An 18,538-nucleotide genomic window follows, 5' to 3' on the forward strand; every position below is an offset into this window, starting at 1 on the left:
CGTGGCTGCCTGGCAGCGTGGCTGTCCGTGGCGCGGCGCGTCGGGAGCTTGCCCGCGGTCATCGGTTCTGCTCCAGGGCTTCGAGGGTGGTCACGGCGAAGTCGCCGTCCTGCAGCTCGATCCGGATCCGCTGCTGGGAGCCGAGGCGGATGCGGTGGGATCCGGGCGCGCGGTAATTGGCGAACACGAGCGGCTTCGCGTTTCGGGGGATCTCCACCACGACGGGAGGCGGCGTGTACCCCGGCACGAACTCCCATTCCCACTCCGTGAACGCGTCTCCGCCAGGGAAATCACGCCGGAGCTGATCCCTTTGCTCGTACCACTGCTTCGCCGACATCTCGGCGAGGCGCTCGAACAGTTTTGTGTCATAGACGGCGAGGAGCGTGACAGGGATCGGGGAGTTCTGGTTCGCCAGCGCGGCGATGCGGATCTCGAGAAGAAGGCGAGTAGCTACCACCCCGCCCCCGCAACCCATAAGCGCGCAGGCCGCCAGCAGGGCCCCGAGGATGCGGCGGAGCGAACTCCGGCGCCCCCGGACGCCGGTCGGGTACGGCATGGAAGCGATGGTAACTGGGGGCGCGCGGCGCATGGAAAAAAACTGCAGAGGCCGGTGAAGCGGCCGATGCGGGCGAGGTGCTCGCCCGATTGCTGCAACGAGCCATGAGCGCCGCGTCGAACGACACGGCGCCGGCTGGTTCGGTGCTGCGCGCGCGGAATGCTTTAGGCGCACTGGCAACGAGTCCGACACACGAAATACCTCTTCTTGTCGAGATGTTCATGTGTGCAGCGCCGGCGCGGTGTGCCGGGGTCTGCGGAAGGAACGACCTCGGAGGGGCTCGCAGGAGAGGAGACGGGCTCGGTCTCGCGCCGCGCGAGCCGGCGGCTATGGGGCTCGTGACCGCGCGCTATTCCGTTGGCCCGCGCTAGGCACCCACGTAAGATGCAGCGGGGACTTGGTTGTGGAGGAGATGCCGGCTGCGCACGACGGGCGCGGAGGCGCCATGACCTTCATGCCACCTTGATGGAGCACCTGAGATGTCCGCTTCGACCTGCGCGGGGTCCGACCAACTCTCCTCTTCGCCTCGTCGTTCTCTCGGCTGTCGGTCTGGCAGCTGGGCGGCGGCGGTCCTGCTGGGGTGCGCGCTGCTGGGGTCGACGGCGCCGGCCAGCGCGAGCGATCCAGAGCAGCTCTTCGAGAAAGGGATGGCAGACCTTCAGGCCGGTCGTCACGACGCGGCGTGTCCTCTGCTTCGCAAGAGCTATCGGCTGGAGAAGCGGCCGCGGACGCTGTTTCATCTTGCCGAGTGCGAGGAGCGGGCGGGGCGCATCGCCACGGCGGCGCTGCACTACGATGAATACCTCGACGCGCTCGAGCGCCTGTCCCCTCCGGAGCAGCAGGACGAGGCGGCGCGGCAGGAGCTCGCGCTGGAGAGGCGGGAGCGGCTCGACGCCGACATCCCCCGGGTGACGTTCCGGCTGCCGGAGGCGGCGCCGAAGGGGACGAAGGTGACGCGGTCGTCGAAGGCGAGCCCGGACGCGGTGCCGGTGGTGCTCGGGGTGCCGATGCCGGTCGATCCGGGAGAGCAGTGGGTGAGGACCGAGCCGCCCGGGGGGCCGCCGCGGGACAGGCGGTTCTTCGTGAACCGGAGAGAGCGCCTGACGATCGATCTGACGGTGGCGCAGCCCGGCGATGAGGCGAAGACGGTGCGATATAGCCGGCCGCTCGAGCCTGTGCCGGTGTTGCTGCCGCCCGCCGTCGACGACGGCATGTCGGGGTGGAGGCTCGGCGGGTACATCGCGGCGGGGGTGCTGGGGCTCGGCGGGATAGCAACCAGCGTGGCGACGGGCGTGGTGGCGGCGGGGCAGAAGGATACGATCACGACGAACTGCGCGGGCGGCTTCTGCAATGAGAAGGGCGAGAGCGCCGCGGATCGTGCCGCCACGATGGGCGTGGTGAGCACGGTGGCTCTACCTATCGGTCTCGTCGGCGTTGCGGGGGTGGTGTTGCTCCTCGCGACGGAGCCTGATCGTGTGCGGCTCGGCAGAGCGAACCGCCCGACGATCGTGAGGCGTTCTACGCCCGTGATCCTCGTGGGCGCGTCAGGGCGGTCCGAAGGCTACGTGGGGGCGACGTGGACATGGTGATGCGCGCGTACTGGCGATTCGCTGCGGGCCTAGTGCTCGTCTTCGGTGTGTTGAGCTGCACGGCGGTGCTCGGCATCGACACCGACTACGGTGACAACCCGTGCAACGGCGGAGCGCCGCTTCCCCCGCTCCAGTGCGGGGTCGGCGCCTGCCACCTCCTCGTGCCCGCCTGCGACGAGAAGGGCCTGCCGGACGCCTGTGGTCCCCAGGCGGGGATGAATGACGAGACCCCGAACGGCATCGACGACAACTGCGACGGCGTCGTCGATGAGGGGTCGGCCTGCGAGGCGGGCCAACGGCAGGAGTGCTATGGCGGATCGCCGCTCACGCGCGGCGTAGGGCTCTGCCACACAGGCATCCAGGAGTGCGCGAACAACGTCTGGGGGGACTGCGTTGGCGATCTCCTGCCCTCCGAGGAGATCTGCGACGAGCGCGACAACGACTGTGACGGCGCCGTGGATGAAGGGTGCGAGTGCGCGCCCGGACAGGAGCAATTCTGCTACGGCGGCAGGGAATCGACGCTCGGGGTGGGGAGCTGCAAGCAGGGCAAGCAGACGTGCGACGGCGGCGCCTGGGGCGACTGCAAGGGCGACGCGCTCCCCGGGATCGATGAGTGCAACGGGTTTGACGAGGACTGCGATGGGGTGCCGGACGACACGTGCGATTGCGTCGACGGAAGCACCCAGAGCTGCCATGAAGATCTGGCGGTGGCAGGCATCGGCGAGTGCGCGACGGGCACGCAGGAGTGCAACGCTGGCAAGTGGGGGCCGTGCAAGGGTTATGTCCTGCCCAAGCCCGAGATATGCAACCTGAGAGACGACAACTGTAACGACGAGATCGACGAAGGCGATCTCGGCGAGGGGCTGCCCTGCTCGGTGTCCGGCGTGCTCGGTCCCTGCCGCAACGGTATCACGGTGTGCGGTCCAAAGGGCCTCGACTGCCAGCAAACCATCTTCGCGGCGGCGGAGCAGTGCAACGGGGTGGACGACGACTGCAACGGCCTCCCCGACGACGGCAACCCCGGCGGCGGAGAGCAGTGCTTGATCACCGAGAACCCGGAGCTCAGGGGCGCCTGCGCGGTCGGGGTCAAGACCTGCGAGGGCGGTGAGCTCAAGTGCCGCCAGGTGAACCTCCCCGTGCTCGAGGGGTGCGACCGCGTCGACAACGACTGCAACGGCATCATCGACAACGGCAATCTCTGCTGTCTCGACACAGTGCTCAACGGCGCCGAGTCGGACGCTGACTGCGGAGGGGTGTGCGGGGCGACGTGCGCGCCGGGGAAGAGGTGCAACCAGGACTCCGACTGCGAGAGCCTCGTCTGCGAGAGCGGCACGTGCCGCGCGGCGACGTGCAACGACAGGCGGAGGAACGGCAGCGAGGCGGACATCGATTGTGGTGGCAGCTGCCCGATCGCCTGCGCCATCGGCCAGTCGTGCGACATCCCGCGCGACTGCGGGAGCCTCGTCTGCGCGAGCCGCGTGTGCATCTCGCCTGGCTGCGACGACGACGTGCGGAACGGCGGGGAGACCGACACCGACTGCGGCGGAGCAGGCTGCGCGAGCTGCGATGACGGCAGGGCCTGCGTCCTCGACCGGGATTGCAGGAGCTCTCGATGCAGTAACTCCATCTGCCAGGTATCGACCTGTACGGACAGGGTGCGGAACGGGAGCGAGACCGACACCGACTGCGGGGGAGAGAGCTCATGTCCACGATGCACCAGCGGCGCACGGTGCCTCTCGGGGAGGGACTGCCTCAGCAGCGTGTGCATCGAGCAGACCTGCGCAGAGCCTACCTGCATCGACCTCGTGCGCAATGGCACCGAGGCGGCCATCGACTGCGGCGGCACGTGCCCGGTGAAGTGCGCCGTCGGCCAGCCCTGCGGCGGGAACGTTGACTGCGCGAGCAACGTCTGCACGGGGGGCTTCTGCGCGCAGAAGGGGCCCGGTGTCCCGTGCGACAAGGCTAGCGAGTGTGGGTCGGGGAACTGCGTTGACGGGTTCTGCTGCGATTCGGACTGTGCCGGCCTGTGCATGGCGTGCAGCAACGCGAAGAAAGGTCGGGGAGAGAACGGCCGCTGCGAGTCCATCATGCCCATGGCGGACCCGGACAACGAGTGCTCCGACGAGGGGCGCAACTCCTGCGGCACGAACGGGTTCTGCGATGGGGGAGGGCATTGCCAGCTCTATCCGGTGGGCACGACGTGCGGCGAGCCCGCGTGCACGGCGGACTTGTCGGGGGCGACGCGCGCACCGCTCTGCAACGGCGCAGGCGACTGTGTTGACGCGGGCACCACCGATTGCGGGAACGCCGTCTGCTTCGCGGGGGCCTGCCCGGACGATTGCTCGCGGGTGGGTGATGCGGGCTGCTCCGCGACGGCCTATTGCAACGGGCTGACCTGCGTCGCGAGGAAGGTCAACGGCATGACGTGCGCCACGGCAAGGGAGTGCCTGAGCGGGATCTGCACGGATGGTATATGCTGCGACCTTCCGTGCAACGGGGCGTGCGAAGCTTGCACCCAGGCGCGGAAGGGGCCGGGTGGTGGTCCTGACGGCGCCTGCGGGCTCATCGGGGCTGGGCGTGACCCGGACAACGAGTGTGCTTACCAGGCGCCGTCGACCTGCGGCACGATCGGCTCCTGCAACGGCTTCGGTCGATGTGAATTCTATGCCGGTGGAACGACGTGCGCATCGGCGAGATGCAGCGCAGACGGGCTGACGGCGTTCAGCCCTGGCCTCTGCGACGGCGACGGCGCGTGCGTGGACGGCGCCGGTGCGAGCTGCGGAAACTACCGCTGCTCGGCCGGCGCCTGCCTGGAGCGGTGCGGGCGTATTGAGGACTGTGCGCCGGCCGCGTACTGCGACGGCGAGCGCTGCGTGACGAAGAAGGACGAGGGGCAGCAGTGCTCGCGCGCGAGCGATTGTGCGAGCGGGTACTGCGTCGACGGCGTGTGCTGCGATTCCGCTTGCATGGGGACCTGTCGAGCCTGCTCTGCCGCGAGGAAGGGCTTCGGCCGGGACGGCCAGTGCACGAGCGTTCTCATGGGTGAAGATCCTGACAACGAATGCGCGGTGCAGGCCGAGTCCACCTGCGGGATGACCGGCGTGTGCAGCGGGGGGGACTCGTGTCAGCTGCATCCGACCGGTACGGTGTGCCGCGGGGCGAGCTGCGCGGCGGACGGCGTCACCTTGAATCAGGCGGATACCTGCGATGGCCAGGGGCGGTGCGTCGATGCGCCCTCGGCGAGCTGCGGGCCGATGGCCTGCGTCGGCGCGGCGTGCTCGACGACGCTCATGGCCAACGGTGGTCCGTGCGCCGACGGGGACGAGTGCGCGAGCGAGCACTGCGTCGATGGGGTCTGCTGCAATACGCCATGTGGGAACGGCGACGACGGCGATTGCCAGGCATGTGACCTGACCGGGCGCTTGGGGACGTGCTCCCCCGTCCCGCGCGATACAGTGTGTCGAGCGTTGGCGGGGACGTGCGACGAAGTGGAGACCTGCGATGGCACGAACACGGCCTGCCCGGGAGACGTAGTGCGTGCGGAGGGAGCGGCGTGCAGGGCGGCAAGGGCGGGGGGGTGCGACGTCTCGGAGAGCTGCAATGGAGTGAGCGGCGTGTGTCCTGATGATGCTCACATGCCGGACATGACGCCATGCGGGAACTATGTGTGCACGGCCGGCGATTGCGCGACGAGCTGCACGAGCGATTCCGAGTGCGCGCCGGGGGCGCTCTGCACGCTGTCCAACGACGGAACGCGGCGCATCTGCTCGCGGCACACGGTGCTCATCCTGGGTAGGCGCAGCACGAACCAGGGGGACACCGTCTCGCTCGTTGGCGCTCACTTCCATCCCGGAGGGGGCTGGACCGCGGCGGCGCTGAGCGGAGCATCGACCGCGTCGCCGCCGGCGTTGACGCTGAACGTCGCGGAGGGGATCGGGCTGGTGCGCAACTCCGATCTTCCCGGGGCGGCCCCGTTGCGCTACACGCGGTGGTCATACGAGACCGAGACGTGGTCACCCTTTGCGGCTCCGCTGGGCACCGAGCTAATGACGACAGGCGCGCCGGTGCTTGGCTCGCTCGGGACACGGACAAGCGCGGCATACTTCGAGGACGTGACGGGGATGCCTGATCCGCTGGACAACTACTTCTATCTCCAGTTCGCGGGAGGTAGCTGGTCGGCAGCACCCGAGACGGCGGCCTCCGTCGAGTCACCGGGGGGGACCGAAATCGGGTTCGGCCTCGCGGTACTGCCTCAGACGGAGCGTCCATGGATGGCCTTCCCTGTCAACGCGCCGAGGGCCGGACGGGCGTTTGAGCGGACCGGGGTGAATTCGTGGGTTGATGGAGGAACGCCGGACCTGAGCGACACTGGCGGGACGCCGCCCTCGTCGGTCGCGATGGTTGCCACGAGCAGCGAAGATCTGCTCATGGTCGTCGTCGTGGAGAACCAGATATTCTGGACGAAGCGCAGCGGGGGGACGAGCTGGGGGACACCCGTCCGACTTGGCTCCGCGACGACGACGTCCCCGGTCGCGCTGGCAGCGTTGCCTGGAGGCGACGCCGCGCTCGCCTACCGAGCCAGCGAGAGCGACCCGGCTGGGCACTTGTATACGAGTTTCTACCGCCGGAATACAGACACCTGGTCCCCGTCCCTGCCGTTCGTCGACTCCGGTGGCAACCCGTTTCGCATCGTGGGCTCACCGGCGATCGCCCGAGGCACCGGCAGGGGATCCGGCTTCGAAGCCGTTGTCGAGCTCGCCTATGTGAGCCAGAATTCCGCGCGCATCGAGCATACGCGCTGTACAGCGCTGGGGGTGGGCAACACCGGCTGCACGCGCTGGACGATGCCCGTGCGTGTCGACTCCAACCGCAGTGGGTTCACCTCCGTCGCGATCGCCAGCATGCCTTGAGCTGGAGCGGTGCCCGGCAGTGGTACCCACGTGGGCGGCTGCGCGCTGCTCCTGCGGCGCTCGGGCGCTCGCAACGCGGCGACGCATTTTCCGAAATCACCCGCCCCGCCTGCCCGGAACTCCTTAACAGAGACACCCCGCAGCGCGGCCGCTTCCGTGCCGGGGGGAGGTGTTCCCATGACCGCACCCAGGAATCCGCCGACCTTGCCCGCCGCGCAGCGTGCCCCCGGCCCCGTGCTACCTTCTGGGCCGATGCCGCCGTCTCTCCGCGTGATCCGCCGCTCCGAGGTCGTCCCGGACCTCGAGCGCTGGGTGCTGACGGAGGAGACGGTGCCCGAGTCGAGCCCCCACGATCTGTTGAGCGAGCGCGTCCGCGGCTTGTTGCTCGGCTGGGCAGCCCGTGCCCAGCGCACCGTGAAGATAGGCCGCAACCTCGCCGTCCGCTGGGATCGCCAGCACCCGCGGCTCGGGGTCGACCCGGACGTCTACGTCGCCGAGCCGCCGCCCCCGGAGGGGGACGCGGTGCGCAGCCTGAGGCTCTGGAAGACGGGCCATGTCGCGCCGCGGCTCGCCGTGGAGATCGTCAGCGCGCAGCACCCGACGAAGGACTACGTCATCGCGCCGCAGAAGTATGCGGCTTGCGGGGTCGAGGAGCTGTGGATCCTCGACCCGTTCCACGAGGGCCCGCGCGCCCACGGCGGCCCGTTCCGCATCCAGATCTGGCGCCGCGTGGACGACGCCATGTTCGTGCAGGTGCATGCCGGCGAGGGGCCCGCATGGTCGGAGCTCCTCCGGGGCTGGCTTCACGCCGCGCGGACGCCGGCCGGCGCGTCGTTCGACCTCAGCACCGACGAGGCCGGCGCGGAGCGCTGGTTGACCCCGGAAGAGGCAGAGCGCTCCGCCAAGGAAGCTGCCCGCCGGGAGGCGGCGCGCGCCCAGCGCAAGGCCGAAGCCGCGCAGCGGGATGCCGAGGCCGCGCAGCGGGACGCCGAGGCCGAGCGCGCGGCCCGCGAGGCTGCCGAGCGGCGCATCCGGGAGCTCGAGGCGCTGCTCGCCCGCGCTCGGTAGCGCTGCGCCCTCGCCCTGTCTCCGTCCGGCCGTCACGAGCTGCGCCAGCACGACGCGTGCGACGACCGCCTCAGCCCCCGACCTGCGCTCTCAAGCTCAGCCCTCCGGCTTCCCCTCGGCCGAGAGGTCGATCTCCGAAAGCCTCCCCACGAGCGGATCCTCGCTCCCGAGCTGCTGAAACGCGCCCGGATCGCTCTTTTCGAGCGCCGAGAGGAGCTGCGCCAACCCGCGCTGCGATCCGTAGTAGTTCGAGAGCTCGTGGTCCTCCGCGGTGATGCAGGCGCGCACCGCGCTGCGGGAGATCTGCGGGAGCCGCAGCGCCTTGAGCGCCATCGACCACAGGCCGTCGATGCGGTTCTGGTCCGCGGGGAACTCCAGCAGGCCGGCCATCGTGAGGAGCATGGCGCAGCGCTGCCCCCTCGGCGTGGACAGCGCCCCTTCGCCGGAGAGGTGGCCGAGATCGAAGGCGCGGCGCATGGCGTCGGCCGCGCAGAGCAGGCGCTTCAGCTCCTTGGCCGCGTGGCTCAGGTGGCTGTGGAACATGACCTCGACCGAGAGGCCGCCGAGCGCCTCCTTGCTCTGCTGAAAGCGGGTGACGGCCGGGAGCCGCCCGAGATCCTGCTGCACGGCGCCGCCCGTGGGCACGTCGTGGGGCGGCTCGCGGTGGCTGAAGAAGCCCCCCGACTGGAAGGCATAGTAGAGCTCGCTCTGGCCCGCGAGCCCCGCCCAGATGTCCGAGTACTGCGCGACGCGATTGAGGCTGCCCGCCGCCCAGTTGAGGCCCGCCGCGCCGTCGCCGCCGATCTGCGACGCGCTCACCCCCGGGTCGCGCGGCGTCATCGAGGCCTCGATGTCCTCGGCGATGTCCGCGAGCTGGAAGTCGAGGAAGCCGTCGTAGTAATCCGCGCGCCCGTCCCGGTTCACGTCGGAGTAGCGGGCGACGACGAGCGGGTGCGAGGGCCCGACGAACTGCGAGAACCCGGCGATCTGCGCCTGCGGGTGGGGCCACTGCGCCTTCCGGAGGCGCGCGTCGAGCTCGGCGTGCGACGCGCGCTTGCTCATCCCGCGCAGCGCGGCGACGAAGCAATCGACCCCTTCGGAGGAGGTGACCACGCCGTCCGATCCGGTCCTGAAGTACGTCGAGTCCCACGAAGAGTAGATGTCGGCGTCCGGGAACATCTGGGAGACGGCAAAGCGCGTGGTGAGCCCCGCGCACTGCGAGTTCATCATCAGCTTGTACCCTTCCTGTTTCACCTGCACCGCGGCCGCGCGGAGGTCGAAGGCGCCGAGCTGGGCGTGCCGGTTGATGAGCACCCCGATGAAGAACATCATCCCCATCTCGAGGTTCTCGTCACGCGGGGTCGCAGCGCGGGCGAAGACGCGGATGGGCTCGCCGGCGGGCGTCTTGAAGGGGGCCTCGAAGGCGCGGTAAGGGCTCCATCCGTTCGGCGACGGGGGCGCCTCGGGCGGGAGGGCGACCTCCTTGAAGCCGTGGGTCGACACGAGGATGTTGCACTCGCCCTCGTGGAACTCCGAGGCGCCGCACATCGCGAGGTTCCACGGTCCCGTGAGCTCGTCGTACGGCGGCGCCTCGCGGAGCAGCCCGCGGACGAGCCCCTGGGCTCGCTCCTGCTGGGCCGCCGTGAGCCCCGGGGCGCGCAGCTGGAGCAGGTGGATCGCGTGCGCGCGCAGCGCCGGCCGGGCCGTCTCGTCGCCCGCCTCCCTCTCGATGAGCGCGAGGATCTCCTCGGCGGCGCGCTCCGCGACCGGCGCGAAGCCTCGGTCGTCCAGCGACGTCGCGATGAGGTGCGAGAGGACGGTCGTCGCCGCCGAGCGCAGGGTCGCAGCGGCGGTCGGATCGCGCCTCGCCTCCTCGCCGCCCACGGCCGCGATCTCGAGCGCCGCGCGCGCCTGATCCAGCAGCGCCGCGCCCCGGCGCGCCGAGAGCCGCTCCTTGCGCACCGGCTCCTCCGGGTGGAACGCGCTCGGCGGGAAGAGCTGCGTGAGGGTGCTCGTCCGGCGCGACGAGATCCACCGGGCCGCGGTGACGAGGGCATCGCGGGCGGCGGGCCCGTCGGGGCCGAGGGTCGGGCTCGCGCTGAACACGCCGGCGGGCAAGAGCCAGAGCGGCGCGGCGCCCTCGCGCCCCGCGTTCAGGTCGAGCGGCGCCGCCTGCGACGCCACGCCCGGATCCGGCACGACCTCGACGTTGGAGACGGCGACGGCGCGCAGCCGCCGGCGCACGGGCGAGTGGCCGGGAAACACGATGAGCATCGCCCTGCCTTCGCCCTCCCGCAGCGCCGCAAGGCTGTCCCCGGGGACCGGCGCCGAGAGCGAGATGGCATAATCGCTGTCGCTCATCGCGACCGCGAGCAGGTGAATGCCTGGCGCGGACTTTCGCTCTTCGAAGGCGGACGACGCGGCTGGCCCGACGGCATCCACGGTGCCAGGCAGGTCGATGAACCCTCGGGGCGAACGGATCCGGACGATGACATCGCTGGGCATGACGCTCTCCTGAGGTGCGGGAGCGTCGCCGCGTTCAAGATCCCGGCGCAACAGGAATCCGCCCCGGCAGAGCGCTGGCGTATCGCGTCACAACCCGATCGAGGCGAGCTCGACACTGGCTCGTTCAGGCAGCTCCCTCAATGGCTCTCCGGCAGATCCGGAGTTGACCGGATCACTCCTTGTTCGATGGAGCGGGCGTCGCTGGCGCGATGACGGGGTGGCGTAGCGACTCTTGCGCTGACGAGGCGGAGCAGCGAAGCAGGGAGAAGCCTGCTCCGGCGGCGATGAGCACGCCGGCGGCGACGAGCTTGATCCCTGCGCGCTGCGCGCGGCGCGCTCCTGTCGACGAGGCGACCGCTCCCTCTTCGGCGAGCGCGGCGGTGGCGCCGGCCGTCTCCGGCGAGGAGAGCGCCGCGGCGTCGGGCGGCGCGTCCAGGGGGGCCGCTCCGGCGCCACGCGCGCGCGGCCGGTTGCTCGAGGGCGGCGCTGGCAGGAGGCTGCCTGCGCGCAGCGTCGCGGTCGACGCCTCCCCGTCCAGATCGGCGGTGCTGGCCGGGAACGCGTCGCTGATGCGGCCGTCGGGCGCGAGCGAGCCGCTGACGCGGGCGCTGTGCACGAGCGGGTCGCTGGCGCGGGCGCTGGGCACGAGCGAGTCGCTCTCCGGAACCCTGGGCGCGGCCGGGGGGCCGAAGGGGCGGAGGGCGACGGCCGCGTAACGCTCGAGGAGCGCGCCGACCTCGCGGAGATCGGCCGGGCGCTGCGCGCGGTCCGGGCTGAGCATGCGATCGATCATGGCCGCGACGTCGGCGGGCAGCGTCGGCGCGCTCTCCCCGATCGGCTGGATGGAGCCGGTCAGGATGCGCTTCATCACCTTGCCCATGTTCTCGGCCTCGGTGGGCCGCACCGAGGTGAGGCACTCGTAGAGGATGACGCCGAGCGACCAGATGTCGGCGCGGTGATCCACGTCGTGCTCGCCGAGGATCTGCTCGGGCGACATGTAGTACGGGGTCCCGAGCATCTCGCCGCTCCCGGTGCGTCCCCAGGACCAGCTGGTCTCGCCGGGCGCCGCGGTGACCTTGGCGATGCCGAAGTCGAGCACCCTGACGCGGGCATCGTGCTGCGCTGCCTCCCGCGCGTCCGCGGAATCCATGGAGCCGCGCGCCGGCGCGCCGCTCGGGTGCTCCGCGGCTGGGCCGGGCGAGGCACGTGGCGCGGCCGCGTCGGGCGTGAGCAGGAAGATGTTGTCGGGCTTGAGGTCGCGGTGGACGATGCCGAGCGCGTGCGCGGTGCCGACGGCCGAGATGACCGGCAGCAGGATGCGCGACAGCTCGGGGAGCGGGATCTGCGCCTCGCGCAGCAGCTTGTCGCGGAGCGACTCCCCCTCGAGCAGATCCATGACGAGGAACGGCGTCCCGTTGTCGAGCTCGAGCACGTCGTGGATGGATGGCACGTTCGGGTGATCGACCGCCGCCGCCGCGCGCGCTTCCCGGACGAGGCGCCGCCGAGTCGACGCGTCCTCCGCCGTGCCGGGGCGCAGCAGCTTCAGCGCCACACGTTCGCCGTTCGCGAGGTGGGTGGCGGCCCAGATGACCCCCATGCCTCCCTCGGCCAGCTGGCGATCGACCCGGTAGCGACTTGCCACCAGGGCGCCCGGCATCAGCGGATTGCTCACGCGGAGATCAGGATACCACGCGCCGTCCTCCCGACCTTCTCCGCGCGCCTCAGATACCCAAACACCGCTCCGGTCGGACAATTACGTATTCGACGCAGCACCGCGCACCCCGGCGCGCCATACGACATAGGTGCTCGTGTGTACGTCCCTGTAGCCGCAGAGGCGCAGTGATCTTTTCAACACGGATGGTCGGCTGCCCACCGCGACCCCGGGAGCCACATAACATCACCGGCCCCCTGTACGTCCCTGTTACCGCAGAAGCACCGATATCTTCTCGACATCGAACTTCACCGGTCATGAAACACACCATGCCAAGCCGCGTCACCACCGCTCGTTCATCCTCGTGGCGCGCCCCCACCGAGCTCATCCCCGGTGAAGCCCCCGCGCCACCGAGCTCATCCGCCCTGGAACGCACCTCGCCGAGCTCATCCCCCCCGGAACGCGCCCCGCCGAGCTCATCCCCCCGGAACGCGCCCCGCCGAGCTCATCCCCCCGGAACGCGCCCCGCCGAGCTCGTCCCCCCGGAACGCGCCCCGCCGAGCGGCGCGCGCCCGCACAGGAGACGGGCCCAGATCGGCGTTTTCGGCGCACAGGCGTGCTCCAGCACGCCGAGCACCGAAAACGTCGAGGTGGGCCCGTATCCGAAGCGGGCGCGTGCCGCTCAGCTCAGACGGCGGGCCAGATGGATCCGGCGCGTCGGCGGTCGGCGTAGGCCTCGGCCGAGAGCGCGTAGCGCAGGAGCTCGTTCGACACCGGGTGCTGAAGGAGCAGGCGGGGCTCCTCGGTCGAGCGGGCCATGTCGCGATCGTACCGGCGGAGGTAGTCGATCGCGGCGAGCGCGTCGCCGCAGAGCAGGTAGCCGATGCGGTGCTCGCTCCGGCGCAGGCCGAGGACGAAGGCGCGCGCGTCGTACGACACGGCGACGGTCGACGCGAGCTCCTCGAGCATCTTGCGCTGGCGGCGCCCGATCGCCCGCTGCACCCCGGGGAGCATCTGCTGCGTGGCGTGCTCGCGCGGGGGCGAGATGGCGCCCGACCCGAAGCCGGGATCGATCGTGCGGATCGACGCCAGCAGCAGGCCGTCGGTCGCCTCGGCCGGGATCTCGTCGAGGAACGTGAAGCCGACCGCGATGCGCGCAAAGAGGCGGGCGAGCGCGAACGTCTGCTCGAGCTCCGGGAGCTCCATGAACGACGTCGGCGCGACGAGGGCAGGGGGATCACCCGGGAAGACGCGGGCGGCTCCTTGCCACGAGGGGACGAGGTAGAGCTCGAACGCCTCGATGCCGAGCGCGCGGCCCACCCGCTCGGCGAGCTGCCGCGTCGGGTGGTTGTCGCGCGGGCCGATCCGCTCGCGCGAGCTGATGCCGAAGTTGCTCAGCTCGAAGCGGATCGCCTTCGCCGCGATCGGCGCGATCGCGAGCGCCACGTCGATCCACGGGCTCCGGGCCTCCGGGAGGAGCAGCCGGCCCATCTCGGGGCCCGCGAAGGCCCCGGCGTACGGCGCCTCCGACGGGACGCGTCGGCCCCTGAGGCGGGACATGCGGTCCAGCGACACCTCGCCGAGGCAGGCGCGGACCTCCTCCACGGTGATCCGCTCCTCCGCGCGCCCGTCCTTGGCGAGCGCGGCCTCGAGCGCGGCGAGCGCCGGGCCGAGATCCGGGAGCCGCGTGAAGACCTCCGGATCGGGCGTCAGGACGTCCCGCAGCACCTGGACCGCCTCCGCGTTGCGCCCCGCCGCCTCGAGCCCGCGGCCGAGCGCGGTGCGCGACTCGGGCGGCGCGCCCGGGAGCGCGACGGCCTGCTGGAGGCGCGCGAGCCCGTCGCGAGGCCGCACGAGCAGGGTCGACTCGAGCAGGCCGAGCGTGGTCAGCCAGCGCGGATCGGCCGGGATGCGGCGGGACTCGGCGACCTCGAGCAGCTGCGCGAGCGCCTTGGCGTAGGCCGCGGCGCCCTCGCTCGTGTCGACGCGGTACAGGCGGGCGAGCGCCACCCACCCGCGCGTGTCACCGCCGGGCGCGCTCACGATCGCGTCGCACAGCGTGCGGACCATGCCGGCCGTGTCGCCGGCGTCGCGGTAGGCGTCCGCGAGGCGCAGGGCGGCCTCGACGCGGGAGCCCGGGTCGGGCGACAGCTCGACCAGGCGCCCCAGCGCGCGCAGCGCGAGCGCGTGGTCGCCGCGCGTGACGCCGAGCTTGTGCAGCCGCTCGAGCGCGGGCCGGTTCTGCGCGTCGAGCGACAGGACCGCCTGGAGCGCGTCCTGGGCGAGCGCCGGGTTCGCGAGCGCCCCCTCGTACAGGTCGGCGATCAGGAACTGCGCCGCGATCTTGGTCTCGGCGTCTGTCGCCGCGGCCACGGCGCGCTTCAGGGCGTCGCGGGCCTCGAGCCAGACGCGCTGCGCGGTGAGCAGCCGCGCGAGCAGGAGCAGCGCGGCCGCGTCGTTCGGGAGCGTCTCGATGACCCGCCGGACGGCCGAGATGCCCACGCCGGCGTCGATCGCGCCCGGGCGCCCGTGGTGCTGCAGCACCGACCTGGCGATCTCCGTGCCGAGCAGCGAGATCGCCTCGCGGCTCGCGGCCTTGCCGAGCGCCTCGCCGAGCCGATCGGTGAGCCGCTGGGGATCGCCCGCGAGCTCCTTGGCGAGCGCGCGCGCCGCGGCCACGCAGCTCGGATCCGCGCGGAGCGCGCTCTCGTACAGATCGAGCGCGCGCGCGCGGCCCTCGGGGGACGCGTCCTCGGCGGTGAGCTCCGCCGCGCGCACGAGGTGCATCGCGCGCGCGGGCGCTCCGAGGACGAGGTCGGCGAGCGCCAGCTGGGCCGCGATCACGCTCGCGCGGTCGCCGAGGCGCTGCGCGAGCCGATCGAGCCCGCGCGCCGCGATGACGCTCTCCGGCCACAGCCCGAGGGCGTTGCGGAAGCCGGCGAGCGCCGCGCGGGCGGCGGCGGGGTCCGCGTCGGCCTGCGCCTCCGCGAGGAGCGCCTCCTCGACGCTGTAGAGGGCGCGCGCGATGGGATCGGGCGTCAACTCCCGGCTGTCGCGGATGGCGCTGGCGAAGAGGGCCTGCGCCCGCGGCGCGATCGGATCCGCGGGGCTCGCCTTCGCGGCGATGCGGAGGATCGCCGTGTGGGCGGCCGCGTCGTCGGGCGCCTCCTTCACGATGCGCGCGAGCGCCTCGAGCGCGGCGCTCGGCCCGAGCTGCTCCTCGAGCGACGCGATCTCCCAGAGGGCGCCGCCGCGCGCGGTGGCGGAGGTGAACACGTCGGCCTCCGCGCGCAGGACGGTCGCGAGCGACGTCGGCGCCTCGAGGTGCCGGTAGAGCTGCTCCAGCATGCGGAGCGCCGGGACGTGGTTCGGCACCACCCCGACGAGCCCCTCCAGGATCTCGACTGCCTGGCGCGGGCTGCTGTCCGCGAGGACCAGCGCAAGGGAGATCCGGAGCGCGTGATCGACGAGCGCCGGCGGCTTGCGCTCGAGCCAGCGCGCGTACAGCCCCGCGAGCTCGCTCGCGATCATGGAGGCGGACATCCCCGGCAGGCTGGACGCGCGGGCGCCGGTCGCGGGCCGCTGCGCGACCGGCGCGCCGAGGCCGACGCCGACGCCTGCGCCGCCGGCGCGGACGTAGATGCGCTCCATCGCGTCGAGGATCGCCGGATCGTGCTGGCCCGAGGCGAGCGCCGCGTCGGCGCGGGCGAGGAGGCGGAGGGCGTCCTGATCGCGCCCGAGGGCGAGCTCCTGCACCTCGGCCGCCTGGAAGAGCAGCCGCGCGTGGTCGTCGGGCCGCTGCGCCTCGTCGGCGAGCGAGCTGAGGACCTCGACGAGCTTCTCGTAGTTGCCGGTCTCGCGGAGGAGCCGCGCGATCTCGATCCGGGGCAGCGGGTGAGCGGGCCGCTTACGCGCCGCCTCGCGGTACGACTCCACGGCGCTGTGCGGCCGCTTGAGGCGCCGCTCGTCGAGCCCCGCGACCTCGAGCCAGAGGCTGAACGCCGCGTCTCCCGCGGGGTCGCGCTGGATGAGCTTGAGCAGCGCGCGCCGCGCCTCCTCGTACCGGCCGGCGCGCTCGTCGAGGCGGATACGCGCGCGCAGCGCGTCGGGGTCGGCCGGATCGATCGCGAGCGCACGATCGACCAGCGACGAGGCCCGGTCGCGATCGCCGAGCCGGAGCTCGGTGACGTCGGCGGCGCGCAGGAGGAGCCTGCGCTGCTCGCGCGGGCTGCTCGTGAGCTCGGCCTCGGCGCAGAGCGCGCGCGCGAGCCGCTGCGCGTCGCCCGCGCGCGCGGCGTTGCGCTGGAGCGCGAGGATCGCGGCGCGCCGCTCCGGGTCGATCGCGAGGATCTTCTCGATCTCCTCCACGGCGCGGGCGGGCTGGGCGAGCTCGTCCTCCCAGATGGAGACGAGCTTCTCGAGGAGCCCGATCTTGCGCGTCGGGTCCTCCGTCGCGCTCGCGGCCTGCGTGTACAGGTCGAGCCGCGCCTGCACGCCGCGCGGATCTTCCTCGACGGCCAGGGCGTCCGGCGTGAGCAGGGCGGAGAGCGCGTCGAAGACCGAGCTGTTGCCCGGCTCGATCGCCCACGCGGCGCGCAGGATGGCGAGCGCCTCGTCGCGCCGCTTCAGGTGGCGCTCGGAGATGTCCGCGGCGCGGAGGAGCGCCGCGACCCGGACGGGCGCGGGCCGGTCGGCGTTGGCGACGGCGGTCCACACCTCCACGCGCTCCGCGTGGTGGCCGAGGCGCTGGAGGGCGCGGTCGAGCCGCTCGCGCGTCGAGCTGTCCTCCGGATCGAGCTCGAGCGCGCGCGTCGCGTGGAGCGCGGCCTGCTCTGCGTCCCCGAGCGTGTCGTAGATCTCCGCGAGGCGGACGTGCTCGTGGATGATCGCCTCTTTGTCGGTGAGGAGCGCGAGCTCCTTCTGGCGCACGTTGGCGGCGAGCTCGAGCATGCCGTTCGCCTCGAGCAGGCGGATCAGCTCGCCGACCACGCGCCGCGCGGTCGGCGAGCCGGCCGGGGCCCGCGTCGACGCGCGCCGGAGGAGGGGCACCGCGTCCGCCGGGGAGCGGATCTTGTCGATGAGCAGCCGCGCCGCCGTGTAGAGCAGCCGCGCCGCGCGGTCGTCGTCGCTCTCGTGATCGGCCTCCAGGGAGAGCGCGCTGACGAGGCCGACGATGCCGTCGTGGTGCACGAGGTGGCGGCGGAGCGCCTCCCGCACGGGCCCAGGCCCTGGATCGAACGCGATCGCGCCCTCGAGGGACGCGAGGGCGAGCTCCGGCTTGTAGAGCTTCCGATCGAGCACGGCGGCGCGCTCGACGTGGACCCAGGCGGTGAGCTGGCCGTCGCCGTCCGACCGCCCGCGCCCTGGGGCGTAGGCGGCGGAGAGCCGGTCGAGGTGCGCGGCGAGGTCCTTGGCCGCCTGCTCGGCGCCGCGGGCGCTCTCGCGCCGGAGGGCGATCTCGAGCCCGCGCAGCGACGCGGCGTGGAGCGGGACGAGCCGGAGCGCCTCGGTGAAGGTCTCGCAGCTCTCGGGCGTCCGCCCGAGCGCCTGGAGCAGGCGCGCCCGCTCGGCGAGGAGGTCGGCCCGGAGCGCGTCGGTCTCGGCGACGCGGAGCTTGTCCTCCACGACCTCGAGCGCGAGGGCGAGCTCGGTGCGCGCGTCGAGCACGCGGTGGACCCGCGAGAGCGCCGGCTCGAGCGTGCGGGACAGCTGTCGAGCGCGCTCGTACGAGCGGCGCGCGGCGGCGGGGTTCTTGAGCACCCGCTCTTCGTGGATGCCGAGCTCGACGAGGGCGCGCGCCGCGCCGACCGGATCGCTGCCCTTGAGCCGCTCGGCGCGCTGCTGGAGCTCGGTGGCGAGGTCCGGCGCGGCGAGCTGCGGGCTCTGCGCGGGCGCCTCGGGCGCGTTCGGCTGGGAGCGGGGCGCCGGAGGTGGCTGGGCGGGCGCGTGCGCGGCGCTCGGCGCGGGCGCATGCGCGGCGTTCGGCGCGTGCAGGACGGTCGCCGCATGCGCGGCGTTCGGCGCGTGCAGGACGGTCGCCGCATGCGCGGCGCTCTGCGCGGGCGCCGCTGTGCTCTGCGCGGGCGTGGCGCCCGGCGCATGCGCGGCGTTCGGCGTGACGCCCGGTATCGGCGTGCGCGTGGCGCTCGGGGTGGGCGCGCCGCCCGGCAGCGGCGCGCGTGGGGCGCCCGGCGTGGGCGCGCCGCCCGGCAGCGGCGTGCGCGTCGCGCTCGGTGCGTGCGCGCCGCCTGGCAACGGC

General features: G+C 72.4%; 7 protein-coding genes. 3 read left to right on the forward strand and 4 right to left on the reverse strand.

Features of this window, described 5'->3' with window-relative positions; all coding sequences use genetic code 11:
* Positions 1-58: 58 nt before the first annotated feature.
* Complete coding sequence (locus WMF46_RS49810; protein ID WP_437714904.1) at positions 59-556, reverse strand: type VI secretion protein; 498 nt, start codon at positions 554-556, stop codon at positions 59-61.
* Positions 557-1,203: 647 nt separating this feature from the next.
* Between WMF46_RS49810 and WMF46_RS49815 the strand changes: the two genes are divergently transcribed.
* From WMF46_RS49815 to WMF46_RS49825, 3 genes are all read left to right on the forward strand, one after another.
* Positions 1,204-2,145, forward strand: coding sequence for a hypothetical protein (locus tag WMF46_RS49815; protein WP_437983687.1), 942 nt, complete (start codon positions 1,204-1,206; stop codon positions 2,143-2,145).
* Positions 2,133-7,055: a hypothetical protein gene (locus WMF46_RS49820; RefSeq protein ID WP_437983688.1), complete on the forward strand. Its 4,923-nt coding sequence runs from the start codon at positions 2,133-2,135 to the stop codon at positions 7,053-7,055. The genes WMF46_RS49815 and WMF46_RS49820 overlap by 13 nt, the downstream gene beginning before the upstream one ends.
* A gap of 252 nt (positions 7,056-7,307) precedes the next feature.
* Complete coding sequence (locus WMF46_RS49825) at positions 7,308-8,123, forward strand: Uma2 family endonuclease (protein WP_437983689.1); 816 nt, start codon at positions 7,308-7,310, stop codon at positions 8,121-8,123.
* Between the two features lie 96 nt (positions 8,124-8,219).
* Here the strand turns inward: WMF46_RS49825 and WMF46_RS49830 are convergent, their stop codons facing one another.
* The 3 genes from WMF46_RS49830 to WMF46_RS49840 all read right to left on the reverse strand — a co-directional run bounded on the left by WMF46_RS49830 (position 8,220) and on the right by WMF46_RS49840 (position 18,534).
* Positions 8,220-10,628, reverse strand: coding sequence for a hypothetical protein (locus WMF46_RS49830; RefSeq protein WP_437983690.1), 2,409 nt, complete (start codon positions 10,626-10,628; stop codon positions 8,220-8,222).
* A 172-nt stretch (positions 10,629-10,800) separates the two neighbouring features.
* Positions 10,801-12,300: a protein kinase domain-containing protein gene (locus tag WMF46_RS49835; RefSeq protein ID WP_437983691.1), complete on the reverse strand. Its 1,500-nt coding sequence runs from the start codon at positions 12,298-12,300 to the stop codon at positions 10,801-10,803.
* A 666-nt stretch (positions 12,301-12,966) separates the two neighbouring features.
* Positions 12,967-18,534: a cellulose synthase gene (locus tag WMF46_RS49840; RefSeq protein WP_437983692.1), complete on the reverse strand. Its 5,568-nt coding sequence runs from the start codon at positions 18,532-18,534 to the stop codon at positions 12,967-12,969.
* Between the last annotated feature and the right edge of the window lie 4 nt (positions 18,535-18,538).

It is taken from the genome of Sorangium sp. So ce117, from assembly GCF_051524395.1.
Classification (GTDB): domain Bacteria; phylum Myxococcota_A; class Polyangia; order Polyangiales; family Polyangiaceae; genus Sorangium; species Sorangium cellulosum_B.